Source organism: Rubrivivax sp. A210 (assembly GCF_904426505.1).
GTDB lineage: Bacteria > Pseudomonadota > Gammaproteobacteria > Burkholderiales > Burkholderiaceae_C > Rubrivivax.
The window spans coordinates 1-23,801 of sequence record NZ_CAJGBN010000013.1; the positions used below are offsets into that span (position 1 = coordinate 1).

Genomic DNA, 23,801 nt, shown 5'->3' on the forward strand with positions numbered 1-23,801 from the left:
TTGACATTACCGCCGGCTCCGACTTCGACCGCGCCTCGCTGCCCGACCTGGGCCTGGCCGGAACCGGCAACACGCTGTTCCTCGATCTCGGTGACGCCTCCAACACCATCGACCTGTCGGGCTGGACCGCGCTGGGTCATGTGGGGGCGAGCTACGTCGCATTCGGCCAGGGCGACGCCCTGCTGGTGGTAGCCGGGCTGGCGCAACCGTGATGCCGCCGAAGCGGCGTCCGCGCACAGGGCCCCTTGCGCGTACCATCGATGGCCACCCCCAGCCCACCATGACCGGCTCCGCCGACTGCCCCCTGCCGACGCGGCGCCGTTTGGGCACAGCCCTGGGGGCGATGATCCTGACCCGCAGCGGCCCTTCGAGGGCCGGAACGCTGACCCCCGCCGACGTCGGCGCACACGGCGACGGTGTCACCAACGACACCGAAGCGCTGCAGCGCCTGTTCGACCGCGCCCAGGCCGGCGGCCTGGAGGTTCGGCTGACGCCCGGCACCTATCTCGTTTCGCGCTACCTGCTGGTGCGTCGCGGGCTGCGCAGCATCGTGGGCGGTGGCGGTGTCATCCGGTGCGCGCCGGGGGGCCTGAATACGGGGCTGCTGCTCGCCGGGCCCTCGTTCGGCGACTTCGCCCCGGTCGAGAACTGCCGCATCGAGGGCGTCGAGATCGATGCCAGCGGGCGCGAGGGCGTCGTCAATGCAATCTTCGCGGCCAATGCGCGGCGCTGCCGCTTCATCGCCAACCGAATAACCGGCATGCGCAATGGCACCGGCATCCTGGTGCATGGCTATACCGCCGGCGGTTCGCCCGTCGAGGACGTGACTGTCGAAGACAACGAAATCGAGGGCATCACCGGCGAACACGGCGTTGCCTGGTGGGGCATCCGCGCCACCGCCGAACTGGCGCTGCCCGAAGGCATCGACAACCAGGACGTCATGTGGCGTCGCAACTTCCGCGCCGCCGATGTAGCGCTGCCTACGCAACGCTGCACCATCGCCCGCAACAAGGTGCGCGGGGGCTATTACGGCATCTGCCTGCTGGGCGCGCGCAACTGCAGCGTGACCGGCAACCTGCTGCGCGACAACGTCCGCAACATCACGCTGCAGGACCACAGTCGCAGCAACACGGTCAGACTCAACCAGTGTCTGGAATCGCAGAGCAGCAGCATCCACCTGGCTTTCGGCGCAAGCGACAACCTGGTGCAGGACAACCGCATCGAGACGGCGCGCGCCCAGGGCGAGGCGCTCCTTCAGGCCTATCTCGGCGTCGAGCGCAACCGCTTCGTCGGCAACAAGGTGCGCTCCTCGGGCATGCCCAAGTACCTGGCCTATTGCGCCATCCACGCCATCGACAACAGCTTCGAAGGCAATCACCTGCGCGGTCGGGCATCGCGCGCCATTGCAGGCCTGGAGTCGGCCTGGGACTCGTCCTTCGACCACCCCGCACACCATGCGCGCGCCGCCGGCGTGGTCATCCGCGACATCGCCCGTCGCGACAGCGCGGGCAATGCCTTCAGCGGACAGGTGATCGAAGCCGAGAGCGCGGTGCCGGCGCTGTACCTGGGGCAGATCGGCCCGCCGGCCACGGCGCTGCGCGGCACGCGGCTGCTGAACAACCAGGTTCGCCCCAGCGCGAAGGAGCGCTACTTGGAACTGGTGGAGCAGAGCCCGTCGGCGCTCACGGGCATCGAGGCCGCGGGCAATGGGTTTCCGCCTTCGGCCGGTCCGGCGCAGTTCGCGCTGGCCCGGGGCTCGGCGCACTTCGCGCGCCACAGCGGCAATGGCGCACTCGACGACCTGATCGGCAGCCGGCCATGACGCAAGCAGCCGGCCCACAGCCCCGCAGGGGCGCAAACGGCACAACCGCCGCGCTGGCCCATCTGCTGCGGCGGCCGCTTGCCTGGGTGGCGCTGCTCTCCGTGGCGCTGAACGTGCTGTTGCTGGCGCCCACGCTGTACATGCTGCAGGTGTTCGACCGCGTGATCCCGGCGGCATCCGGCAGCACGCTGGCGGCGCTGCTCGTCGGCGCTTCGATGGCGCTGCTTCTGGGCCTTGCACTCGACGTGCTGCGGGCGCGACTGCTGGGCGTGAGCGGCAGGCTGGCCGGCGCGGTGCTGGCGCCCGCCGTCACGCGCCGGCTGGTGGTGCAGGTGGCGCGCCCGGGCGGGCAGGCCGATGGGCAGACATTGCGCGACGTGGCCGCCGTCCAAACCCTGTTCGGCACGGGGGGCGTCGCTGCCCTCTTCGACACCCCGTGGGTGCTCATCTACGTGGGACTGATCGCGGCCATCGATGCCCGCATGGGCGTCGCTGCGGCGGTCTTCGCGCTGCTGATGCTGGCGCTGGCCGGGCTCAGCCATGGCCTGCTGCGCCGCGGTGCCCAGGATGTGCAGTCGCGCGCGGGCGCGGCAACCCAGCACCTGCAGGGCGCGATGAGGGTGGCCGAGTCGCTGGTGGCCATGGGCATGGTCGACGCCATGCTGGCACGCTGGCGGGGGCTGTCCGATGCCGCGCTGCAGCCGCAGCGCGCGCTCGAGCGACGCGCCGCCCTGCTGGCCGCGCTGGCCCGGCTGCTGCGCCAACTGGTGCAGGTCGGCATGCTGGCGGTGGGCGCCTGGCTGGTGATCTCCGGTTCCGGCAGCGCCGGCCTGATGATTGGCGCCACCGTCCTGCTCGGCCGCGCGCTGGCGCCGCTGGAGCAGGTTGTGAGTGGCTGGCGCACGCTCTCGGAAGGCGCGGCTTCATGGCAGCGCCTCGGGCAACTGCTGGACGGGGAAGCCGCACCGGCCGCCGCCCTCTCGCTACCCCGCCCCGCTGGCCGTCTGAGCGCAGTCGGCCTGAGCCTGCGCGCGCCCACGGGCGCTCGAATGATCCTCGACGAGGTTTCGCTCGAACTCGCCGCCGGTGAATGCCTGGCAATCGTTGGCCCCAGCGGCGCGGGCAAGTCCAGCCTGCTGCGCGTGCTGGCCGGCATCTGGGCGCCCGACGGTGGCCAGGTGCAACTCGACGGAGCGTCACTGACACAGTGGCCGGAGGGCGAGCTCGGGCGCTGGCTGGGCTACCTGGCCCAGGACATCCAGCTGTTCGACGGCAGCGTTGCCGACAACATCGCGCGGTTGCAGGTGCCCGAAGCCGCATCGGTCATCCAGGCGGCGCGCCGCGCGGGCGCCCATGAGGCGGTGCTGGCGCTTCCCGAGGGCTACGACACCCGGGTCGGCAACGGCGCGGTCTCGCCCGGGCAACGCCAGCGCATCGGCCTTGCCCGTGCGCTGTACGGCGATCCGTGTCTGGTGCTGCTCGACGAGCCCAATGCCAATCTCGACGGCAGCGGCGAAGTCTCGCTGGGCGAGGCGCTGCAGGCGCTGCGGGGCCAGGTCACCGTGGTGGTCGTCACCCACCGCAAGAACCTGCTGCGACTGGCCGACAAGATCCTGGTGCTTGAAGGCGGCCGCGTCCAGCACTTCGGCGCCCGCGACACCGTGCTGCAGGCTCTCATCGTGCCACCGCCGGCGGCCGACGCCGGCTCGGCCCGTGTCACCTCGCTGCGGCGACCGGCCACCAGCCCCGCGCCGGGAGCGCGGCCCCGATGAGCGGCGCGGCCACCTCGGCGCTGCAGCGCGATCCGGCGGTCGCCGCGGGATTGCAGGAGGCGCGGGCGATCACGCGCGCAAGCGCGCTGCTGGTGCTGCTGGCCCTGGTGCCGGCCTTGCTGTGGTTGATGCTGGCGCCGCTCACCGCGGCCGTTGTGGCACCCGGCCTGGTCAAGGTGGACACCAGTCGCCAGCCGATCCAGCACCTGCAGGGTGGCGTGGCGACGCAGGTAAGGGTACGAGAAGGCCAGGCGGTGCGCGCCGGCGAGACCCTCATCGTATTGGGCGACGTCGGCGTGGACGCCGAGCGCGCAAGGCTGCTGGCGCGCCTGAACGGGGTCAGCGCCAGCCTGGCCCGGCTGGACGCCGAGCGGCGCAGCGTCGCCACGCTCGACTTCCCGGCCGAACTGATCGATGCGGCGCGGGCCTCGGCCGAGCTCAGGGCGCGGCTGGCTGACGAGCGCGCCCTGTTCGCCAGCCACCGGCGCTCGCTTGACGAGCAGGTGGTGCTGCTGCGCACGCAGCAGGACCGGCTGGCCCAGGAAATCGCCGCGCTCAAGGCTCAGATCGCCAGCAGCGAGCAGGCACTGGCCGCGCAGCGCGCCGAGCTCGAATCCAACCGCAACATGCAGCGCGACGGCTTTGTATCCGGCAACCGCATCGTCCAGCTCGAATCCGGCGTGGCCGAATACGCTGCCGGGCTGGAAGCCCGCCGCGGCGAACTGGCGCGGGCGCAACAGCGTTCGATCGAGAACGAGCTGCGCCAGCGCGTGCTGCTCGACGAATTCCAGCAGCGCGCAGGCGACCAGCATGCGAGCCTGGGTCTGCAATTGCAGGAACTGCAGCAGGAGTACCGCAAGGCGCTGGACGCGTCCGAGCGCCAGAGCATCACGGCACCGGTGGCGGGCGTGCTGATGGGCCTGCGCATACAGACGCCCGGGAGCCTGGTGCCGGCGCGCGAACTGATTGCCGAGATTGTTCCGGATACGCCCCGCCTGGTCGTCGAAGTCAGCGTGGGCGCGCAGGACATCGGTCGCGTGGCCGTGGGCCAGCCGGCCGAAGTGCATTTCACCGCCTTCCGTTCGCCCGGCACGCCGCCGCTGCGCGCGCAGGTGATCTACGTCGCGCCCGACAGGCTGCCCGATGCACCCAACCGCGGCGCAGCCTATACCGTGCATGTCGCCGCCGATTCCGAGGCCCTGGCAGCAGCCCGCCGCGATGGGGTCGACCCCAAGGCCGGCATGGCGGCGCAAGTGTTCCTGCGCGGCGAGACACGCAGCCCGCTGGCCTACCTGGTGGAGCCGGTACTCGACATCCTGCGGCGATCAGCCCGCGAACGTTGAGGCCCCCGCGCAGGCAGTCGGGCCCGCGGCGCCCAAGACGCCGGGAGCCGCCGCATCAGCCGGGGCGCAAGCGCCTTTTCATGAACAGCAGGGGCCGCAGCAGGTAGTACAGCGCAAACCACCGGTCGGGCACCGGACAGGCCAGCATGTCGTGCGGCGACAGCGCCCGACGCCAGACCTGCGTGGCCAGCGCTGCCGGCGAACCCGACAGCAGCAGCGAACGCGTGAAGTCGCGAACCAGCCAGGCCAGCGAAACGCGGGCGCCTGACTCGTGATAGCCAATGGGCACCTGTAGCGTCTGTTGCACGAGGCCCGCCAGCAGTGGCAGCGATCCTGCTCTACGCAGGCGGGCCCGGACCGCCGGGTCCGGCGCCCACGCGAAGAGCGCCTCGCAGAGCGCACAGCCCAGCAGCAACTGGCGTTCGCAGCGAAGCTCGCGAGCCCGCGCCAGAACCTGCGCCCAATCCCAAGGCTGCGCCAGCAGGCGCGGCAGATCGGCCAACCACTTCAGCCGGCACCAGCCATGGCGGCCACCGTGTTCGCAAAGGTAGAGCAGTTGGTCGGTGTCGTCCAACACACCAAGCCGGTGCCCGTCGCGCCCGACGTGGCTGGCCCGGGTCAGCATGTCCTGCGGGCCTAGCGCGAAACGGTCCGGCGTGTCGGTCAGGCGCCAGTGCAGTTCGAGCACGCCCAGATCCGCGCTGACCAGACGCTCCTCATGAAAGTAGTCCATCAGGAAGCGCAGGTGGCGCGGTCCGCGTTGCGCCATGCGCCAGTGGCCGTCGCCCGGCTCGGCGCAGAAGCCGCGCGACAGCAATAGTTGGCGTGCGCGCCCCAGGTCGGCGGCAGGCACCCAGACATCGAGGTCGTTGACATGGCGCTGCGCAGGATCGGCGTAGCAGCGCTCGGCCAGGCTCAGACCCTTGAGCGGCATCCAGGCGATGCCAGCCTGGTCGAACCAACGGGCCAGCAGGATGTGGGCGCGACGCGCGCCCAGGTACCTGACAGCGTTGCCGCGTGCCACCTCCGCCAGGGATGGCATCAGGCCCGCCGGCAGATCCCGCGCAGGCAGTCGCGCCAGTACCGCGTGGACCAGCGGCCCGATGCGGTGGCGCTCGATCACCAGTTCCAGGAAGGAGCGCACGTCCAGGCGCCGCAGCAGCGCGGCGATGGAAGCGAGATCGTTCTCACCGACCTCAGCCCGGCAGCACAGGCAGGCCAGTTCGAACTCCGGGGTCGGCCCTTGCGGCTTGTGAGGCGAATGCTTCATGTCGATGTGGCGCTGAACGAGGCCAATACTACGGCCTGCCGAAGTTGCCCTCGGGGGGCCAGGCGCCGGTGCTCGGGGCCAGCCGCAACGAATCGCTATGATCGATAAAGGCCCGCGACCCGCTTGCCGACAACCCGTTTCCGACCGTCCCCGCCCCTCCGCCATGTCCGACTTGAACCCGCAGACACAGATCGCCCGCGCCGCCAACCTGCTGGCCACCGAAGTCGACGGCGAGACGGTTCTGATGCATGTCGAGCAAGGCCAATACTATGGCCTGGCGCGCAGCGCCCACGTCATCTGGGAGTTGCTGGCCGAGCCCCAGAGCTTCGAGCAGCTGTGCGCGGCGCTGCAGCGGCGCTATGCCGGCGCACCCGAGACCATCGCTGCCGACACACGGCGCTTCGTCGAGCAGATGGCGGCCGAAGCCCTGGTGACGCTGGACTGAGGTCGACGGGCATTGGCGCATCCCGCCCACCGTCACATCGCCGCCGGATGAAGCCGCGCCCATGAGCGGCCACCTCTTTGCCGCCCAGGCCTTCGGCCTGGCTTTCCGCAGCAACCGCCACCTGGCCGAGATGCAGCCGGCCGCTACCGCCGCTGCGGCTGCGGACGATTTCGTTGCCATCGACTGGCTGGAGCCCGCCGCGGACGCGTCCTGTGCCAACCCGCCCCATGCCCTGGTCGCCGCCGGTGACGGCAGCTACCGCCTGCAGGTGCCCGCGGTGGCGGCCTATCGCATCTGGCCCACCCGCATCGAGGTTCATCCGGCGGCGGGTGCCGGCGAGCGCGAGGTGCGCCTCTTCCTGCTCGGCTCGGCCGTCGGCGCCCTGCTCCAGCTGCGCGGCCTGACCGTGCTGCATGGCTCCGCGGTGGCCCTGCCCGGCGGCGGTGCCGCGGTCATCTGCGGCGCCTCGACGGCTGGCAAGTCCACCCTGGCAGCGGCGCTGGCGCAGCGCGGCCACGCCCTGCTTGCCGACGACGTCACCGCGGTGCAGCTCGACGCCGAGGGCCGCGCCTGGTGCCTGCCCGGCCTGGCCCGCACCAAGCTCTGGCGCGATGCGCTCGACCGCCTGGGCCTGGCCGACCGTGTCGACGAGAGCACGCGGCTGCGGCCCGACATCGACAAGCATGCGCTGGGCCTGGCCACCGGCACGCAGCCGCTGCCGCTGCGCCGCTTTTACGAGCTGCAGGCGGTGGAAGAGGGCGGGCTGCGCTTCGAGCCCATCGCCGGCATGGCCAAGCTCACGGCACTGCTCAACCACGTCTACCGCCCCGACCACCTGCCAAGCCTGGGCCTGCACCCGGCGCTGCTGCGCCAAGCGGCGGCCCTGGCCAGCCAGCTGGCCTGCGGGCGCATCGTGCGTCCGCGGGGGCACGCCACCCTCGACGCCATCGTCGCAGGCCTGCAGCGGCAATGGGCCGAGGCCTGAGCGGCGCGGCCACGCCATGCAGCACCTGCGCCGCTTTCTCGGCCTGACGCGCCGCCGCCAGGCCCTGCTCGTCGAGTGCGGCTGGGCGCTGCTGGGCGCCGCCTGGCAGGTGAGGCGCTGGCCCTTTTCCCGCCTGGCGGACAGCCTGGGCCACACTGGCGCCGCCACCGCGGCGCCCAAGAGCCCCCATGCTGGAGCCGACCCCGAGGCCGCCGCCGCCGCCGAGGCGGTGGGCGGGGCGCTGGCGGCCTGGGCCCGGGTCTGGCCCTGGACGCCGACCTGCCTGATGCTGGCCGTGGCCGCCTGCCGCCTGCTGCGGCGGCGCGGCCTGGCCGGCGAAATCGTCTTCGGCGTGCGCGGCGTGGGCCTGGCGCCCGCGGCTCCGCCCGCCACACTGGGTGCCCACGCCTGGCTGCACTGCGCCGGCCGTGTCGTCACCGGCGAGGCCGAGTCGCGCGCCTTCCGGCCCATCGCGGCGATACGCTTCGGCCCCGGGCCGGCGGCGCGCTCGCCGTGAGCACGGCCGCCACGCCGCGGGGCTTCGCCACCGGCCTGCACGCCTTCTTGCGCGATCTGCTGGCCAGCGTCGGCGCCGGCCGCATGGCGCGGGCGCTGCTGCTGCTGCTGCTGGGCACGCTGTCCGAGGGCCTGGGCCTGCTGATGCTGGTGCCGCTACTGCAGCTGATCGACGGCCAGGCCGCGACGCCGGCCCTGCAATGGCTGCTGCGCCAGGGCCTGCGGCCCGAGCTGGGCCCCATGCTGGGCCTCTTTGCGGCCCTGATGCTGATGCGCGCAGCGCTGGCGAGGCAGCGCGACATGGCCTTGCTGGCGCTGCGCCTGGACTACCTGGAGGCACTGCGAGCGCGGCTGGAGGCGGCATTGGCACTGGCCTCCTGGCCCTTTCTGGTGCGCCTGCGCCACGCCGACGTGATGCACCTGATGTTCGACCAGATGGCGCGCGTCACCCAGGGCAGCTTCTACCTCATGCAGGGCCTGTCGGGCCTGGGGCTGGGCATCGCCAGCCTGGCTGTCGTGCTGCTGGTGGCACCGCCCTGGATCCTGGTCCTGGTGCTGCCCTTCGTGCTGCTGCTGTGGCTGTTGCGCCGCCGGCTGGCCCGCGCCGCGGCCCTGGGCACCCGCTTCGGCCTGGGCCAGCGCGAATTCATGGCCGGCGCACGCGATTTCCTTGCCGGGCTCAAGCTGGTCAAGGCCCACGGCATCGAGGCACGCCACCTCGTTGAACTGGGGCGCCGCGCCGACGCGCTGCGCGACCTCCAATTCGGCTTCGCCCGCCACCAGGCCAACACCCGCGCCTGGTTCGAGGGCGGCAGTGCCCTGGTGCTGGCGGCCCTGCTCTACGGCGCCTCACGCTGGGGCGGCATGGCGCTGCCCGAGCTGATCCTGCTGGTCTTCGTCTTCACCCGCCTGCTGCCGCTGCTGCGCGATGCCCAGCTGCAGTTGCAGCAGCTCGCGCACATGCTGCCCGCCTACGACGAGATCAACGACTGGATCGGACGCTGCCATGCCGCCGCCGAGCCGCCGGGGGCGGCACAGACACCGCCGATGGCGCTGCGCCACCGGCTGACACTCGAAGGGGTGAGCCTGCGCTACAGGGACGCGGCCACGCCGGCCCTGGCCCATGCGGACCTCGAACTCCTTGCCGGCACGGTGACGGTGCTGACCGGCACCTCGGGTTCGGGCAAGACGACGCTGGCCGACATCGCCCTCGGCCTGCTGGCGCCGGATGGCGGCCGCGTGCATGTGGACGGCATGGTGCTGGCCGGCGAGGCCATCCGGCGGCGCTGGCGCGCCTCGGTGGCCTATGTCGCCCAGGACACCTATCTGTTTCCGGCCTCGATCCGCGACAACCTGTGCTGGCTCTCGGGGCCGCGCACCGATGCGGAGCTGTGGGCGGCGCTGGAGCTGGCCGACGCGGCCCCCTTCGTGCGCGCGCTGGCCGATGGCCTTGGCCACCCCCTGGGCGAACGCGGCGAGGGCCTGTCGGGCGGACAGCGCCAGCGCCTGGCGCTGGCGCGCGCCCTGCTCTGCCGGCCCCAGCTGCTGGTGCTGGACGAGGCCACCAGCCAGCTCGACCCCGCCAGCGAGGAACGCGTGCTCCAGGGCCTGGCCACGCTGCGCGGCGGCATGACGCTGCTGGCCATCGCCCACCGGCCGGCGGCCAGCCGCCATGCCGACCGCATCGTTCAGCTCGAGGGCGGCCGCATCGTCGCTGACAGCGCGGCGGCGCCGGTGGCCTGAGCAGCCTGAGTGGCGCCACTGGCACCCAGGAACTCCGGCACCAGCCCGCGCAGGCGCTCGCGCACCAGGCCGTCATCGGCGGTGGAAGCCCGGCTCAGCCAGCCGGCCAGAGCGCCCACGTCCAGCGCCTGGCGCCCCAGCCGCGCCACGCGCAGCCGCGGCACGGCGGTGGGCAGGGTGTCGTCGGCATCGGCCAGCAATTCCTCGTACAGCTTCTCGCCCGGGCGCAGGCCCGAGAAGACAATGGGGATCTCCTCGGGCGTATGGCCGGCCAGGCGGATGAGGTCGCGCGCCAGGTCGATGATCTTCACCGGCTCGCCCATGTCCAGCACCAGCACCTGGCCGCTCTCGCCAATGGCCGCCGCCTGCAGCACCAGACGCGCTGCCTCGGGGATGGTCATGAAGTAGCGGATGATCTCCGGGTGGGTCACGGTCACCGGGCCGCCCTTGGCGATCTGCTCCTTGAACTTGGGGATCACGCTGCCGCTCGAACCCAGCACATTGCCGAAGCGCACCGCCATGAAGCGCGTGTCAGCGTGCTCGGCGGCCAGCGCGCTGATCACCATCTCGGCGGCGCGCTTGGTGGCGCCCATCACATTGGTCGGGTTCACCGCCTTGTCGGTGCTGATGAGCACGAAGCGCTCGGCGCCGCATTCGGCTGCCGCCAGCGCCGCGTGGTAGGTGCCCAGGGTGTTGTTGCGCAGCGCCGCCGCGGCGTTGAGGTCTTCCATCAGCGGCACATGCTTGTAGGCGGCGGCATGAAAGACGGTGTGCGGCCGCCAGCGCGCGAAGGTGTGGCGCAGGTGGTCCAGGTCCTTGACGTCGCCGATGAGGCGCACGAGCTCCAGTGCCGGAAAGGACTCGGTCAGCTCCTGCTCGATGGTGTAGAGATTGAACTCGCTCAGCTCGTACAGCAGCAGCCGCGCCGGGCCAACGGCCGCCACCTGGCGGCACAGCTCGCTGCCTATGCTGCCGCCGGCGCCGGTGATGAGCACGGTCTTGCGGCGCAGCGTGGCGGCGATGCCGGCTTCGTCCAGCAACACCGGCTCGCGGCCGAGCAGATCATCGGGCTCGATGTCGCGCAGGCGCTCGATGCGTGTTTGTCCGGTGCGCAACTCGTCGGCGCTGGGCACGGTGAGCACCGGCAGGCCGGTGCTGGCGGCCAGCTCCAGCGCGCGCCGGCGCTGGGCACGCGTGGCGCTGGGCAGGGCCACCACGAGATGGCTTGCGCCGCTGCGCCGGGCATGGTCGGCCAGCGCATCCAGCGGGCCCAGCACGGCCACGTCGCCGATGCGCGCGCCCTGCTTGGCGGGGTCGTCGTCGAACAGGCCCAGCACCACCCAGCCCCGCTGGTGCAGGCCGGCCAGCAGCATGCGCGCCGCATCACCGGCGCCCAGCACAAGGGCGCGGCGGATCTCGCCGTGCGCGCCGGCGATGCGCGAGCGCGCGTGCTCGTAGGTCATGCGGTAGACGATGCGCACCAGGGCCAGGCCCATCAGCGCCACCACCGGGTGCAGGGCCAGCACGGCGCGCGGCACCTTCACCAGGCCCAGGCCCATCACCACCGCCGCGCCCACGCTGCCGGCCAGGGCGCAGGCCAGGGTCAGGCGCTTGATCTCGCCGAAGCCCGAGAAGCGCCACATGCTCTGCGGCACCTTGAACAGCAGGCTGGCCAGCGCATAGGCCACGGCCAGACCCAGCAGCACCCAGCCGTCGTAGCCGGGTCGGGCGCTGATCCAGCGCTCGAAGCCGAGGCGGAAGAGGTAGGTGACGTTCCAGCAGGCCGCCACCACGGCGGCGTCGATGGCCAGGGAGAGCGGCTGGCGATGCGGGCGGATGCGCGCCAGCAGGCGGTCGACGCGGCGCCAGAAGGCGATGCCGTCCATCAGGCCTGGCGCAGCAACGCGCGCAGCGTGCGCCACAGCACGCCCAGGTCGGTGGCGAGCGAGGCGCGCTCGGCGTAGTCGGCTGCGCGCCGCAGCTTCACCGGCAGGATGACCTCGATGTACTGGCGTTCGGGGTCGGCGGCCTGCGCCAGCAGCACGGCCTCGTCGATGAACTCCAGCGACGCGGGGTCGGTGATGCCCGGGCGCACGGCCAGGGCCCGTTCGCGCAGGCCCGGCGGGTAGTGGGCCACGTAGCGCGGCACCTCGGGCCGCGGGCCGACCAGGCTCATGCGGCCGATCAGCACGTCGATCAACTGCGGCAGCTCGTCCAGCCGCGTGCGGCGCAGGTAGGCGCCGACGCGGGTGATGCGCGGGTCGGCGCCCACGGTGAGCGGCAGGCCGCCGGCATCGGCAACCATGGTGCGGAACTTGTGGATGCGAAAGGGCACGCCGTGGCGGCCGACGCGCTCCTGGCGGAAGAACACCGGGCCCGGCGAATCGAGCCTGATCCAGGCCGCCACCGCCAGCAGCAGCGGCGCCAGCAGCAGCAGGGCCAGGGCGGCGCCCAGCAGGTCGAACAGGCGCTTGGCCACGCGCTGGATCAGGCCGCGGCCGGCGGCGGGTCGACGCCGTCGAAGACCTCGGCCAGCGCGATGCGGGCGCCAACGCTGGCGGCCTCGAGCGTGTCGCCGTCGCTCATGTCGTGCAGCACCCACTGGCTCTGTTCGTTGCGGCGGAAGCCCTCGACGCGGCGCGTGTCGGGGTCGACCAGGATGTATTCGCGCAGCGCTTCGATGCGGCGGTAGAGGGCAAATTTCTTGCTGCGGTTGTAGGCCTGGGTGCTGGGCGACAGCACCTCGATCACCAGTAACGGCGCGCGGAAGATCATCTCGGTGGACAGGTCGGCGCGGTCGCAGGTGACGAAGAGGTCAGGGTAGAGCACGGTGTCTTCGGCGATCTGCACCTTCATGCCCTCGGTGAAGACCTGGCAGAACGATCCGTCAAGCGCCTCGGCCAGGCGGCGGTTGAGGTTGGACACCACCCGCCCATGCACCCGCCGCGCGCCCACCATCGCGAAGATCTCGCCACGGTGGAATTCGTGGCGCTCGGGCTGTTCGTTCTCCCAGGCCAGGTAGTCCGCCAGCGTCATCCTCGGCACAAGCACGGCACTCATGGTCACACCTTCCGCGGCAAGGCGGTCATTCTGCGCCCAGCGCCGCACGTACAGCCGCCACCACGCGCGCCACGTCGGCATCGCTCATGCGGGTGTAGATGGGCAGGCTCAGCATGGCCTCGTAGGCGCGCTGGCTGTGCGGAAAGCGCTCGGCGCGCAGCGCATAGCGCTCGCGCCAATAGGGGTGCAGGTGCAGCGGGATGTAGTGGACGCTGCAGCCGATGCCGGCGCCGAACAGGCGCTCGATGAAGCGGTCACGCGCGATGCCGGCATCGTCGGCCAGGCGCAGCACATACAGGTGCCAGGCGTGGGTGTCACCCTCCGCGGGGCCCGGCGGCGTGATCAGCGGCAGGCCGGCGAAGGCGGCGTCGTACTGCGCGGCAATCTCGGCGCGGCGGCGCTGGAAGGGGTAGGCGCGCCGGAGCTGGTGGATGCCCAGCGCGGCGGCAATGTCGGTCAGGTTGTACTTGAAGCCCGGCGCCACCACCTCGTAGTACCAGCTTGGCACGGTGGCGGTGAAGCGGTCGAAGGCGTCGCGGTTCATGCCGTGCAGGCGCATCGTGCGCGCCCGTCTGGCCAGCGCGGCGTCGCGCGTCACCAGCATGCCGCCCTCGCCGGTGGTAATGGTCTTGTTGGCGTAGAAGCTGAACACCGTGGCCGCGCTCGCCAGCGTGCCGACGAGCCGGCCGCCGCAGGTGGTGGGCAGGGCATGGGCCGCGTCTTCCACCACCTTGAGGCCGTGCCTGGCAGCGATGGCCAGGATCGCCGGCATGTCGGCCGCCAGGCCGGCGTAGTGCACCGGCAGGATGGCCTTGGTACGCGGCGTGATCGCCGCCTCGACCGCGGCGGGGTCTAGGTTGAGCGTGGCGGGGTCTATGTCGACCAGCACCACGTCGGCGCCCAGGTAGCGCACCACCTCGGCGGTGGCGGTAAAGGTGTGGGTGGTGGTGATGACCTCGTCGCCCGGGCCAATGCCCAGCGCTTCCAGCGCCAGGTGCAGGCCGGCGGTGGCGCTGTTGACGGCCACGCAGTGCAGGCTGGCATCGCCCAGGAAGGCGGCGAAATCGGCCTCGAAGCGGCGCGCCTTGGGGCCGGTGGTGACCCAGCCCGAACGCAGCGTGTCGACGACCTCGGCGATCTCGTCCTCGCCGATCTCGGGCAGGGCAAAGGGCAGGAAGGGAGTTCCGGTATCGGCCATGCGGGAATTATGTTCGGCCCGGCTTGGCCAGCCACGCCAGCAGGTGCGTGCGCAGAAACGGCAAGGTGTTGAAAAGCGGGATCAGCGCCGGATGCCAGCGGCCCAGCGCCCGCGCCAGCGGCGGTGCCAGCGTCACGCGGCGGCAGCTGGCTTGCGCCTGCGGGAACAGCGCCTGCACGCGCGCCAGCGACACGCCGCGCACGTCGGGGTTGCGGGGGTTGTTCACGGTGAAGTCGTACCAGAGCACGGCGCCGCCGGGCTTCAGCCATTGCCACATCTGCGCGGCAAGGCGCTGCTGGAAGGCGTCGTCCAGCAGCGAGCTGAAGACGGTGGACTGCAGCACGATGTCGAAGCTGCCGGGCGCCAAGGCCTGGGCCAGGGCGTCGCCCTCGAGCACGGCGGTGGCCGCGGGCAGGCGCTGGCGGGCGGCGGCCGCGCGGGCGGGCAGCAACTCGTTGCCCACCAGGTTTTCGGGCTGGAAACCCAGCTGCAGCAGCTCCAGCAGGTTGTCGCCGTGGCCGCAGCCCACTTCCAGCACGCGCAAGCCGGCCACGGGCCCGGGCGCATGCCGGCGCAGCAGGTCGATCAGCGCCCGCTGCCGGCCCTGGCGCTCCTGCCACACGGCCGCCTGCAGCGGGTGGTAGCGATCACCCGGCGCCCTGCGCCCGTAGCGTTCGGCCACGGCGCGGGTCTCGTCGTGCGCGCTCATCGCGTCAGCCGCGTCGCCCCGGCGCCGGGGGCGTGGCCGGTGATGCTGAAATCCCACAGCCCGCGCGCAAAGCCAAGGCCGTAGCCGAAGTGCATGCAGGCCGTGGCCCAGGCGATGCCGGCCCATTGCAGCGGGGCCTGCCAGGGCTTGTCCAGCGCCGCCGCGCCAGCCAGCGCGGCCAGGGCGTAGGCCGCCGTCAGCCCGCCGGCCACGCGCCAGGCCAGCGGCCAGATCAAGCCCGCGGCCAGCAGCGACGCCAACAACGCGACGAAGGCAAAGGGCACCAGGTGCCGCGGCGAAGCCGGCAGCCGGTGCTTGCGGATCACCGCCACCTTCCAGTAGCCGTACTGCCAGAACTGGCGGAACAGCGCCAGGAACGAGCCGCGCGGCGTGTACCAGGAACGGATGCTGGCGCTCTGCCACACGCGGCCACCGCCGCGCACGATGCGCAGTGCCAGCTCATCGTCCTGGTTGCGCACCAGGGCCTCATCGAAGCCGCCCAGGCGCAGCAGTTCGGCGCGCCACCAGGCACCCAGGTAGACGGTGTCGACCTCGCCTTCCAGATCGGGCCGCCTCGAGGCCGCACCACCCGAGCCGAAGGGGCTGGAAAAGGCCCGCGCGATGGCGCGCTGGCGCCCGCCCTCGCCCACCGGCAGCCAGGCGCCGCCCACGCAGGCGGCGCCCGTGCGCTGCAGCGTGGCCACGCAGGCGGCGACGTAGTCTTCGGCGTAAACCGTGTGGACGTCCATGCGCACGACGATCTCGCCCTCGGCGCACTCGATGGCGCGGTTCAGCGCCGCCGAGGTGATGCGCGCCGGGTTGGCGATGACCACCAGCCGCGGCTCGAGCGCCGCGCGCCGGTCCAGCAGCAGACGCGTGTCGTCGTCGCTGGCGCCGTCGGCCACCACCAGCTGCAGCGTGCAATCGGCCGGCAGGCGCTGCGCCAGCGCCGAATCGAGGAAGTCGGCAATGTGCGCCGCCTCGTTGCGGCAGGGCACGATGACCGAGACACGCATCAGCAGGCGCGGGCGCTGACGCTGGCGTACCAGCTGCGGTCGTCAGGCAGGCGGTCGTCCATCCAGGCGCGGGCATCGACGCGCTCGAAGCCGGTCTGGGCGAACAGCGCGTCCAATTCGGGCAGGAAGAGGTAGCGCATGGGGTGGACTTCGTGCAGGCGCTTCTCGGCACCGCCTTCGCGGGCGCGGATGTGGACGTCGAAGCGCACGTCCACGCGGTTGTCGTTGACATGCACCGCGGGCGTGGTCTCGCGCCTCACCTCGATGCGCGCGTCGGCCACTGTCTTCACCACCTGCCGCGGCCGATCACTCAGCACAGCCGGGCCGTACCAGAAGTCGAACACGAAGAGCCCGCCCTCGCGCAGGTGCGTGCGCGCCGTGCGCAGCCCGGCCAGCAGATCCTGGTTGGTGGTCTGGTAGGACATGACATGGAACAGCGAGATCACCGCGTCGAACTCGCACCCGGCGCGGTAGCTGCGCAGGTCGCCCTGCGCGAAGGCCAGCCGCGCCTGCAGCTCCGGCGCCAGGCCGGCGCGGCGGGCCTGCGCACGCGCCACCATCTCCGGGCTCAGGTCCACGCCCTGCACCCGCAGGCCCAGCCGCGCCAGCGCCAACGCATGGCCGCCGGTGCCACAGCCCAGCTCCAGCACCTCGCGCGTGCCCGCGGGCAGCAGGCCGGCCACATGGGCGGCCTCGGCGGCGTAATCCTTGTCGCCGTACAGCAGGTCGTAGTACGCGGCGTAGAGATCGAAAGTGTGTGCAGCCATGCTCATGCCATCAGGTCCTTGACGGCCGCGGCCACGGTGGCCATCTGCGCCGGTGTGAGCGCCATGCCGCTGGGGATGTAGAAGCCGCGCCGGCCCAGACGCTCGGCCACGGGCAGCTGCTCGCCATGGAACAAGCCCATGCGCAGGAACACTGGCTGCTCGTGCATGGGCCAGAAGAAGGGCCGGCAGCCGACGCCGCGCGCAGCCAGGCGGCGCATGGCCTCGTCGGCGTCGAAGGGCACTTCGTCGGCCAGCACCAGGCCGTAGACCCAGTAGATGCTGTCGGCGTCGGCCGTGCGCGCCAGCGGCAGCTGCAGGCCCGGCGTGCCGGCCAGCAGCGCGGTGTAGCGCGCACCCATGGCGCGCTTGCGGGCGACGAACTCGTCAAGCCGCTCCAGCTGCGCGCAGCCCAGCGCGGCCTGCAGATTGCTCATGCGCAGGTTCCAGCCCAGCTCTTCGTGTACGAAGCGCCGCGGCGGCGCGAAGGCCAGGTTGCGCAGGCGGCGGCAGCGCGCGGCCAGCGCGTCGTCGTCCATCACCAGCATGCCGCCCTCGCCGGTGGTGATGTGCTTGTTCGGGTAGAAGCTGAAGGTGCTGATGTCACCGAAGCTGCCGCAGGGCCTGCCCTGCCAGGTCTGGCCGTGCATCTCGGCCGCGTCTTCGATGAGCTTCAGGCCGTGGCGCTGCGCCAGGGCCAGCAGCGGCCCCATGTCGCAGGGCAGGCCGTACAGGTGTACCACCATGAGGGCCTTGGTGCGCGGCGTGATGCGCGCGGCCACCTGGTCGACGACCATGTTCCAGGTCTCGGCGTCGCAGTCCACCACCACCGGCGTGGCGCCGGCGCGCACGATGGCCGTGGCGCAGGAGATGATGGTGAAGCTGGGCAGGATGACCTCGTCGCCGGGCCCCAGGTCCAGAGCCGCCACGGCGGCATCCAGCGCCAGCGAGCCGTTGCACACCGCCACCGCATGCTTGCGGCCCACGCGGGCGGCGAACTCGCGCTCGAAGCGTTCGACGAAAGGGCCTTCGCTGCTGATCCAGCCGCTGTCTATGCACTCGGCGAGGTACTTCTTCTCGTTGCCGTCCAGCAGCGGCTCGTTGACCGGAATCATGCGCCGCCCCCTTCCCGCAGCCTGATGTTCTGCGGCGGCACGGCGGCGAAACGGGTCTTGTCCTGTTCGCCGACGTAGGGGCCCTGCTTCACCTCGATGATCTCACTGGCCTCCAGCATCTCGAAGCCGTGACCGCCGAAGGCCAGCAGAATGACATCGCCTGCTTCCAGCACGCTGCTTTCGATGTAGGCCTGCGCCTCGGTGTAAAAATCCACGCGCACGCGGCCACTGCGAATGAACAGCACTTCCTTGGTGAAGCGCACCTCGCGCGCCACCGGGTTATGCACATGCGGCGGGATGACGTAGTGGGCCGGGCGGTTCATGTAGCCCAATTGCTGAGAATAGTCGTTGGCCGTGAGGAAAGTGATGCCTTCGGTGCGGTAGTTGCGGCGCAGGATGAGGGCCAGCTCTTCGCCGGCGGGGGCGCAGATACGTTCAATCATGGGCAGGTCTCAGCTTGGGAACCGAAGGCAACATGGAAGCGGCAGCAATCATGCCAGTCAGCTTGATATGAATAACCTTGAAGGCCATCACGGATTAATAACGTCGCGGACTGCCGCCAACCAGCGACGCCAGAACGGCGCGTGCTGGCGACGGAAGTACTGTGCAATGGCGTCGCGCGCCCGCGTCGATTCAACAAGCGGCATTGGACGAACTTCGACGGGATCCGGAGTAAGCTGAGTGTCGTAAGCGGCCGAACTGGCGGCATGAGTACCACTGCCGTCATTGCCGATGTTATGCACCAGTGTGCGCCCAGGATATAGCGTCAGCATGTCGTCGAGAAAACAGGAAGCGTGCCAGCGAATCGCCCAGGAATCGTTCCTTCCGGCTATCTGCTGTTCCAGCATATGGAAGAAGAAGCCCACGCCGCCAAGTTCGAACTGCCGCACCAGATTGCGCCGCAGAAGCGCATCCCGCAACTGTGCTCCATCTGGGTTGAAGTGCGCCCAGGCTCGCCGCCACGTTGCCCAGCCCCAGCAATCGGCACCGCGCAAGAAGAAGCTCTCAGGTAGGGTTGCATCGACCGGGTAGCAGTAGCCGTGGATGCACGCGACGCGCTCTTCGGTCGCGTAGCATTCAAGCCCGTCGTTCATATAGCGCAAGAAGTGGGGCGAGACGACGAGGTCGTCCTCAACTACGACGACGCGCTCGTGATGCGACAGCAGCTCGCTAACGCCGGAAATGATTGATTTGGCAAGCCCTAAATTCTCGTCTCGACGCACGATGCGAACGGACTTGAAGCCGTCGATCTGGTCCAGCAGTTCGCGAACCTGCTGCACTGCGTGCATTTTGTCGTCTGTGCGAGCCGCATCGGAATAGACAATCAGGTCGGAGTCGCCGGCCAATTCGTTCGCCGCCAGCGCATCCAGCGTCCGCTTTGTGTGCTCAGGGCGCGCATAGGCAAACAGGGCGATCGGAGCACAAGTTCTTGGTTCGGTCATGCAATGTGCTTCCAATGCTCAAATTTCCAGGCAGTTGCCGGGCCTGTAGAAGACCGTTGAGCATTTCTTGTAGGCAAGGCCGGGCGCCACGCCCGAGAAGTCGAGCCTTCGGAACGAAGCGCTCACCAAAGCATCAATACCGGGTCGATAGACAGGTCGCTCAGAGTCGTCGAGAACCAGGCAGCCCCCGGGCGACAGTGCTTCGACGGCATTCAAGATGCAGTTCACGCGATCTCGACCGTCCACGACAATCAGGTCATACTTGACCGCACTGCGCATCGCGGCGCGGCAATACTCGCCGCCGCGCACGAGTGGCAATTCGATGATCTGCACATTGGATGGCGTCTGGGAGCGCATGCGTTCAGCCCATGTCGGATCATGCTCAACAGCCTCTACCGTCTTCACTCGTGTTGCATAGAAGAGCGTCGAGTTGCCACATCCAAACTCGAAGATCCGCATTGTCGAACGCAGCCGCCCGCCAATGAAGTCCACGAACGGCAGCGTCATCCATGGGATGGCCCGCCCCTCATGATCGACCGGACTCTTGCTTAAAAACGAGAGCACCCAGCCGCTATCGAGAAGGTAGCCCGATCGACCCATGGCCAACAACTGCCTGACCAGTCGGGCCTTTGCCAGGAACTGCAGGCGCGACGCCTGCCGATCAGCCCAAGTCGACGTGTTGGCCTCAATGGGAGGCTCGATGGACGAGTCGATAATCTCGCCGGGTGCATTGAGGGGCATCGTCATGCCTTGATAAAGGTGATGGCTTCAATCTGAAGCTTGAGGCCGCGCCGGTCCAACACGACGTTGATGAGCAATGCGGCGATCGCTTGCGACACGATCGCTGCGACGCAAGCACCAAACACACCAAGCACGGGCAGCAGCGTAACGTTAATGGCGACGACAGCCACGCCAGCAGCCAGCGTGCCCCACAGTCGGACAGCGAAACGGCGTTCGTTGACCAGCCAAAGGCTGTGCGCGATGCCGAGAAAGCAGAACACGTTTGATGTCACGTGTAGCGCCAGAACACCGGCGGCCGATGCGTAAGCCTGACCGAACAAGGCCGGAACAACCCATTGGGCGGTCACAATCGTAAACAGGGCAATGAGTACGCCGGCGAAGAAGAAGGCACGAAAGATCAGCACGACACTGCGCTCGTAGCGCGCAAAATCTTCCAGTCGCTGGCGAGCAAGAAAGGGGGCCAGGCTTATCGACAGCACCGTGGGCACCATCTGCCAGAAGTTGGAGAGCGTGGTCGCGGCCGCATAAATTCCGAGTTCGTGCGTACCCAACATTTGCTTGATCATGACTTGGTCGATTCGCATGTAGAGCATGACTGCGCAGCCGCTCAGCACGAAAGGCCACGCTTCGGCGAGCAGGGTCTTGCTGTCCTTCAGCGTGGCGCCCCAAGGGTGGTCTGTACGGAAGCGCCGGTAGGTCAACGCCAAGGTGCCAGCCGTTAGTGCAGCTTCGACCAGGACTGCGGCGGCAAAGGCAACCAGAGGCGCTTCCGCCAGGATCAGAGCAATCCTCAAGCCAGCGGTCGCAAGCGTCGCCACAAGCTTGGCGATCACGGTGCGTCGACTCTGCGTTTGGCTTTGAAGCCATAGATCAACCACATCGCCAGCCTGAAAGAGCAGTGTGCCGCCGACAATGGCGACCAGCGCTGTAAGCTCGCGGTCGCGACTGAAGGCGGCCATGCCACCTATCGCAAGCAGCCAGACCAGCAGTCCGAATGCCACACGCAGCGCCAACATGGACCCGAGTGTTCGCGGCGCGTCGTGCGGCTGCTGCGCGATGTTGCGCACTACGATCGCGTCAGCGCTGAGCGTGGCAAAGGGCAGAAAAAGCGCCACATACGAAAGTACATAGGCCAAGGTGCCGTAGTTCGCGGGGCCGAGGTACCGGGCACCCCAGGCGCCAACCAACAGCCCGAGCAGGGCGCGGACCAATCTCTCGGCGGTCAGCCAAGCCGAGTTGGCTGCAACCAAACGCAACACGGAACTGTGCCGAAAGTGGCTCCAGCCACTCATCAAGATATGTGGCTTTCGCACCTCCTCACCTGTCGCAGTCATAGACGAAACACATCGGCACCTGTTGCCTCGGAAACTACGTTGCGACGCAAAGATTGAGGAAGTGGGAATCGATTTGTTGTTGCATTTATCAAGAGGACATTATTCACCCGTCCGGATCGCCCGCTTCCACCGACCGAGTCGAGAAACCACGGACTGATTCTAGTGCGGTGCGCCGCTCTGTCCTGCACCTATCCCGCGGCTGCCACCAAGGCCGCATTGGCGCGAGTCACCAAGGCCAGAAAGCCTTGGCACTGGCGGTCCAGACGAAGGGTTGGCAATCAATGTTGTTGTAGGCGACGTAGAGGTCGATGGCCAGTTCCAACGCCTGGACGCTGGTGAAGCTGCCGCGCCGGATGCGCGGGTGGGTGATGTCGCGGAAGCTGCGCTCGACCATGTCCAGCCACGAGGTGCTGGTGGGCGCGAAGTGCATGATGAAGCGCGGATTGCGGGCCCGTGAGCGTCATCGAACCAACGACCAAGCACCGGGCGCCAGCCTCAACCAACGCTTGAGCGCCCTGCCCTGTTGCAGCGGTGCTTCCTTGCTCAAGCTGGATAGCCGCTGCTGACAAATTGCAAGAACGGTGCCGCCTTTCCTTCAAGCTGAAATTCCTGCTCAAAACACAGGCGAGCATTGGCGCTGAGGCGCGCATGATTGTCCAAACAATACCTGACCGCCTCCCGCATCTCCAAGCCGCTGGACGGGTCATGAATCGTGACCCCAAAGCCGTAGCGCTCGTTCAACGCCACCATGGAAGGCAAGTCGTTCATGATCATCGGCGTCCCGTGCTTGAGATGGAATGCCAGCTTGCCTGACGCCTTGGCCATCAAGGTCAGGTTTGCATCGACCGGCCGATAGAACGCCAGCCCGATGGTCGCCGCGGCGAAAACCCGATCTATCGTGTCGAACGGCACGGGCTTGAGAGACAGGAAGAGATTCCTGCGATTGCGCTCGCGCAACTGCACAAGGTAGGGATCGGCCGGATCCCGCTCGGTACGCTCGTGGAAGACCAATGCGCAGCCGAGATCAACCTCGCTGAACGCCGCTGCAATCTCTTTCGAATAGACGATATCCTCGACCACGCCGGCATGCACGATCAGGAACGGAAATTCGTCTGCAGGCAACGCCAGCACTTCCCTGAAGTAGTTCGAATCGCTCTTCTCGACGGTGGCGCTGGTGGGCGCGTTCGGCACGAAGAACGGCCTCGGATGGACGCAGCCCAGGGCCCTGGACAAGGCATCGAAGCGCTCGCGGTCCTGGACGACGCAGCACACCGACTTGGCGTACGCCCCGCGGAACAAGCGGCGCAGCAGCCAGCTGCGCACCGCGCGGCGCTCACCCAGGTCCAGTTCGAGCGAAAGATGGACGATCGGTCCGCCGTCGCGGCGGGCGGCATGCGCGGCGAGCAACGCCCCCATCGCGTCCACGCCGACGTGGATGTCGGGCTTGCCGCCCGGCGCGGGGTGCCATGCACGCAGGAATCGCGCGAACTCGATCAGCCTGGCCAGCACGCGCGGACGGCGCAGGAGCCTGGGTGCGAGATCGACATAGTGAATGCGGATGCCCTCCCCGAGGTCACCGGTGTCCGCGAACGCGGTGCGGCGTGAGTAGACGTCGACCTCGTAGCCGGCACGCGCCAGCATCTGTGCGAGGCCGATCACCGTCGGCGCGACGCCGATCCATCCGTCGAAGAAGAAGATGTTGCAGCGGCGCGCTCGCGGAGCAACGGACTTGCCTTGGTCGCTCATCTGGGTGCGATGCCCTTGCGCACGAAGAACCCGTCCAGCTGCAGCGTCTGCCCCGTGCGTTCGTCCAACAGCCCCGGCAGGACGGCAAACAGCTCGAATCCCAACGATCCGATCATGGCGCGCATCTCGTCGAACAAGCGCTGATCGGCGTACAGCGGCACCAGCGAAAGCTCGACCTGGATCGCGGCAATCCGGTGCAGCAGGCCCGCCGCACCTGCCAGCACGGGTTCCTCATAGCCCTGGGTGTCGATCTTGAGCAGCACGCGTGACGACCCGTCGAGGTACTCGCCGGCGACGCCATCCAGCCGGCGCAACGGCACTCGTTCGCTGGAAACATAGGCCGACTCAGGTGCCACGCGCTCATGCCTCGATAGCATGTCCAGAATCGAGCTGCTGACCGAGTTCCCGGCGACGTGGATCTCGATGTCGCCCTCCGTCGCGCCTAGCGCCATCCGTGGCGCTGCCTGCCAGTGGCCCCAGCGCTGCGCCGCCTGCTCGAGAGCGCGGTGCGGGGCGGCCAGGGGCTCGAAGGACACAATGCGCCCCCGATAGCCGTCACGCCGCAGTTCGGCGCCGTACTGTCCGGCATTCGCACCGACGTCCAGCACAAGGTTGATGCCCAGGTGTTCCAGCATGCGAACCAACTGCAGGCTTTGGGCGCTGTACAGGCTGCGACGCCGGATCTCGATGCCCCCCTTGCGCAGCAGCGACCGTGCGCACCTCACAGGAAATTTCACTATGTCCAGCATCGACCCGCCCACCTCGAACTGACTCGACTGT

Annotated in this window: 24 protein-coding genes; 8 read left to right on the forward strand and 16 right to left on the reverse strand. The window is 69.3% G+C overall.

Going from position 1 to position 23,801, the window contains the following annotated elements; translation table 11 throughout:
- The 4 genes from JMV16_RS11575 to JMV16_RS11590 form a co-directional block, all read left to right on the forward strand.
- The coding region (locus JMV16_RS11575) for a hypothetical protein (protein WP_201494431.1) at positions 1-212 on the forward strand (212 nt) is incomplete at its 5' end.
- 68 nt (positions 213-280) lie between these two features.
- Positions 281-1,822 carry a nitrous oxide reductase family maturation protein NosD gene (locus JMV16_RS11580; protein WP_201494432.1) on the forward strand — a complete coding sequence of 514 codons (1,542 nt, stop codon included), beginning with the start codon at positions 281-283 and terminating at the stop codon, positions 1,820-1,822.
- Positions 1,819-3,594 carry a type I secretion system permease/ATPase gene (locus tag JMV16_RS11585; RefSeq protein WP_201494433.1) on the forward strand — a complete coding sequence of 592 codons (1,776 nt, stop codon included), beginning with the start codon at positions 1,819-1,821 and terminating at the stop codon, positions 3,592-3,594. Before JMV16_RS11580 ends, JMV16_RS11585 begins: the two co-directional genes overlap by 4 nt.
- Entirely contained in the window at positions 3,591-4,937 is a 1,347-nt protein-coding gene (locus JMV16_RS11590; RefSeq protein ID WP_201494434.1) for an HlyD family type I secretion periplasmic adaptor subunit, read from the forward strand. The genes JMV16_RS11585 and JMV16_RS11590 overlap by 4 nt, the downstream gene beginning before the upstream one ends.
- Positions 4,938-4,992: 55 nt before the next feature.
- Here the strand turns inward: JMV16_RS11590 and JMV16_RS11595 are convergent, their stop codons facing one another.
- A complete protein-coding gene (locus tag JMV16_RS11595) occupies positions 4,993-6,207 on the reverse strand; it encodes a nucleotidyltransferase family protein (RefSeq protein WP_201494435.1) in 1,215 nt (404 codons plus the stop codon).
- Between the two features lie 163 nt (positions 6,208-6,370).
- Here JMV16_RS11595 and JMV16_RS11600 point away from each other — a divergent pair, with 163 nt between their 5' ends.
- The 4 genes from JMV16_RS11600 to JMV16_RS11615 all read left to right on the forward strand — a co-directional run bounded on the left by JMV16_RS11600 (position 6,371) and on the right by JMV16_RS11615 (position 9,896).
- Entirely contained in the window at positions 6,371-6,652 is a 282-nt protein-coding gene (locus JMV16_RS11600; RefSeq protein ID WP_201494436.1) for a PqqD family protein, read from the forward strand.
- A gap of 61 nt (positions 6,653-6,713) precedes the next feature.
- Positions 6,714-7,637: a hypothetical protein gene (locus JMV16_RS11605; protein WP_201494437.1), complete on the forward strand. Its 924-nt coding sequence runs from the start codon at positions 6,714-6,716 to the stop codon at positions 7,635-7,637.
- A 16-nt stretch (positions 7,638-7,653) separates the two neighbouring features.
- Entirely contained in the window at positions 7,654-8,154 is a 501-nt protein-coding gene (locus tag JMV16_RS11610; RefSeq protein WP_201494438.1) for a lasso peptide biosynthesis B2 protein, read from the forward strand.
- A complete protein-coding gene (locus JMV16_RS11615; protein WP_201494439.1) occupies positions 8,151-9,896 on the forward strand; it encodes an ABC transporter ATP-binding protein in 1,746 nt (581 codons plus the stop codon). The genes JMV16_RS11610 and JMV16_RS11615 overlap by 4 nt, the downstream gene beginning before the upstream one ends.
- Here the strand turns inward: JMV16_RS11615 and JMV16_RS11620 are convergent.
- The 15 genes from JMV16_RS11620 to JMV16_RS11690 form a co-directional block, all read right to left on the reverse strand.
- On the reverse strand, positions 9,842-11,782 hold the full coding sequence (locus tag JMV16_RS11620) for a polysaccharide biosynthesis protein (protein ID WP_201494440.1): 1,941 nt from the start codon (positions 11,780-11,782) through the stop codon (positions 9,842-9,844). The two genes, JMV16_RS11615 and JMV16_RS11620, sit on opposite strands and share 55 nt — an antisense overlap.
- Positions 11,782-12,375: a sugar transferase gene (locus JMV16_RS11625; RefSeq protein ID WP_201494441.1), complete on the reverse strand. Its 594-nt coding sequence runs from the start codon at positions 12,373-12,375 to the stop codon at positions 11,782-11,784. The genes JMV16_RS11620 and JMV16_RS11625 overlap by 1 nt, the downstream gene beginning before the upstream one ends.
- An 8-nt stretch (positions 12,376-12,383) precedes the next feature.
- A complete protein-coding gene (locus JMV16_RS11630; RefSeq protein ID WP_201494442.1) occupies positions 12,384-12,956 on the reverse strand; it encodes a Uma2 family endonuclease in 573 nt (190 codons plus the stop codon).
- 25 nt (positions 12,957-12,981) lie between these two features.
- Positions 12,982-14,154, reverse strand: coding sequence for a DegT/DnrJ/EryC1/StrS family aminotransferase (locus JMV16_RS11635; RefSeq protein ID WP_201494443.1), 1,173 nt, complete (start codon positions 14,152-14,154; stop codon positions 12,982-12,984).
- Positions 14,155-14,161: 7 nt separating this feature from the next.
- On the reverse strand, positions 14,162-14,863 hold the full coding sequence (locus tag JMV16_RS11640) for a class I SAM-dependent methyltransferase (protein ID WP_201494444.1): 702 nt from the start codon (positions 14,861-14,863) through the stop codon (positions 14,162-14,164).
- Complete coding sequence (locus JMV16_RS11645; protein WP_201494445.1) at positions 14,860-15,879, reverse strand: glycosyltransferase family 2 protein; 1,020 nt, start codon at positions 15,877-15,879, stop codon at positions 14,860-14,862. Before JMV16_RS11645 ends, JMV16_RS11640 begins: the two co-directional genes overlap by 4 nt.
- Positions 15,879-16,652 carry a class I SAM-dependent DNA methyltransferase gene (locus JMV16_RS11650; protein WP_201494446.1) on the reverse strand — a complete coding sequence of 258 codons (774 nt, stop codon included), beginning with the start codon at positions 16,650-16,652 and terminating at the stop codon, positions 15,879-15,881. The genes JMV16_RS11645 and JMV16_RS11650 overlap by 1 nt, the downstream gene beginning before the upstream one ends.
- Complete coding sequence (locus tag JMV16_RS11655; protein WP_201494447.1) at positions 16,649-17,758, reverse strand: DegT/DnrJ/EryC1/StrS family aminotransferase; 1,110 nt, start codon at positions 17,756-17,758, stop codon at positions 16,649-16,651. Before JMV16_RS11655 ends, JMV16_RS11650 begins: the two co-directional genes overlap by 4 nt.
- Entirely contained in the window at positions 17,755-18,201 is a 447-nt protein-coding gene (locus JMV16_RS24235) for a hypothetical protein (RefSeq protein ID WP_236580476.1), read from the reverse strand. The genes JMV16_RS11655 and JMV16_RS24235 overlap by 4 nt, the downstream gene beginning before the upstream one ends.
- A gap of 87 nt (positions 18,202-18,288) precedes the next feature.
- A complete protein-coding gene (locus JMV16_RS11665) occupies positions 18,289-19,200 on the reverse strand; it encodes a glycosyltransferase (RefSeq protein ID WP_201494448.1) in 912 nt (303 codons plus the stop codon).
- Positions 19,201-19,218: 18 nt separating this feature from the next.
- A complete protein-coding gene (locus JMV16_RS11670; RefSeq protein WP_201494449.1) occupies positions 19,219-19,947 on the reverse strand; it encodes a class I SAM-dependent methyltransferase in 729 nt (242 codons plus the stop codon).
- Positions 19,944-21,200: a flippase gene (locus JMV16_RS11675; protein ID WP_201494450.1), complete on the reverse strand. Its 1,257-nt coding sequence runs from the start codon at positions 21,198-21,200 to the stop codon at positions 19,944-19,946. The genes JMV16_RS11670 and JMV16_RS11675 overlap by 4 nt, the downstream gene beginning before the upstream one ends.
- Positions 21,201-21,501: 301 nt before the next feature.
- On the reverse strand, positions 21,502-21,705 hold the full coding sequence (locus tag JMV16_RS11680) for a hypothetical protein (RefSeq protein ID WP_201494451.1): 204 nt from the start codon (positions 21,703-21,705) through the stop codon (positions 21,502-21,504).
- A 113-nt stretch (positions 21,706-21,818) separates the two neighbouring features.
- Positions 21,819-23,021 (reverse strand): glycosyltransferase, encoded by a 1,203-nt coding sequence (locus JMV16_RS11685; RefSeq protein WP_201494452.1) that lies wholly within the window; start codon positions 23,019-23,021, stop codon positions 21,819-21,821.
- Positions 23,018-23,770 carry an FkbM family methyltransferase gene (locus JMV16_RS11690; protein ID WP_201494453.1) on the reverse strand — a complete coding sequence of 251 codons (753 nt, stop codon included), beginning with the start codon at positions 23,768-23,770 and terminating at the stop codon, positions 23,018-23,020. Before JMV16_RS11690 ends, JMV16_RS11685 begins: the two co-directional genes overlap by 4 nt.
- Positions 23,771-23,801 lie beyond the last annotated feature (31 nt).

Coding starts and splice junctions, on each gene's coding strand:
- JMV16_RS11590 (WP_201494434.1), top strand. CDS start 3,591: ATGAGCGGCGCGGCCACCTCGGCGCTGCAGCGCGATCCGGCGGTCGCC.
- JMV16_RS11605 (WP_201494437.1), top strand. CDS start 6,714: ATGAGCGGCCACCTCTTTGCCGCCCAGGCCTTCGGCCTGGCTTTCCGC.
- JMV16_RS11640 (WP_201494444.1), bottom strand. CDS start 14,863: ATGAGCGCGCACGACGAGACCCGCGCCGTGGCCGAACGCTACGGGCGC.
- JMV16_RS11650 (WP_201494446.1), bottom strand. CDS start 16,652: ATGAGCATGGCTGCACACACTTTCGATCTCTACGCCGCGTACTACGAC.
- JMV16_RS11610 (WP_201494438.1), top strand. CDS start 7,654: ATGCAGCACCTGCGCCGCTTTCTCGGCCTGACGCGCCGCCGCCAGGCC.
- JMV16_RS11595 (WP_201494435.1), bottom strand. CDS start 6,207: ATGAAGCATTCGCCTCACAAGCCGCAAGGGCCGACCCCGGAGTTCGAA.
- JMV16_RS11645 (WP_201494445.1), bottom strand. CDS start 15,879: ATGCGTGTCTCGGTCATCGTGCCCTGCCGCAACGAGGCGGCGCACATT.
- JMV16_RS11620 (WP_201494440.1), bottom strand. CDS start 11,782: ATGGACGGCATCGCCTTCTGGCGCCGCGTCGACCGCCTGCTGGCGCGC.
- JMV16_RS11635 (WP_201494443.1), bottom strand. CDS start 14,154: ATGGCCGATACCGGAACTCCCTTCCTGCCCTTTGCCCTGCCCGAGATC.
- JMV16_RS11680 (WP_201494451.1), bottom strand. CDS start 21,705: ATGCACTTCGCGCCCACCAGCACCTCGTGGCTGGACATGGTCGAGCGC.
- JMV16_RS11655 (WP_201494447.1), bottom strand. CDS start 17,758: ATGATTCCGGTCAACGAGCCGCTGCTGGACGGCAACGAGAAGAAGTAC.
- JMV16_RS11670 (WP_201494449.1), bottom strand. CDS start 19,947: ATGACGATGCCCCTCAATGCACCCGGCGAGATTATCGACTCGTCCATC.
- JMV16_RS11665 (WP_201494448.1), bottom strand. CDS start 19,200: ATGACCGAACCAAGAACTTGTGCTCCGATCGCCCTGTTTGCCTATGCG.
- JMV16_RS11630 (WP_201494442.1), bottom strand. CDS start 12,956: ATGAGTGCCGTGCTTGTGCCGAGGATGACGCTGGCGGACTACCTGGCC.
- JMV16_RS11585 (WP_201494433.1), top strand. CDS start 1,819: ATGACGCAAGCAGCCGGCCCACAGCCCCGCAGGGGCGCAAACGGCACA.
- JMV16_RS24235 (WP_236580476.1), bottom strand. CDS start 18,201: ATGATTGAACGTATCTGCGCCCCCGCCGGCGAAGAGCTGGCCCTCATC.
- JMV16_RS11580 (WP_201494432.1), top strand. CDS start 281: ATGACCGGCTCCGCCGACTGCCCCCTGCCGACGCGGCGCCGTTTGGGC.
- JMV16_RS11600 (WP_201494436.1), top strand. CDS start 6,371: ATGTCCGACTTGAACCCGCAGACACAGATCGCCCGCGCCGCCAACCTG.
- JMV16_RS11690 (WP_201494453.1), bottom strand. CDS start 23,770: ATGCTGGACATAGTGAAATTTCCTGTGAGGTGCGCACGGTCGCTGCTG.
- JMV16_RS11685 (WP_201494452.1), bottom strand. CDS start 23,021: ATGAGCGACCAAGGCAAGTCCGTTGCTCCGCGAGCGCGCCGCTGCAAC.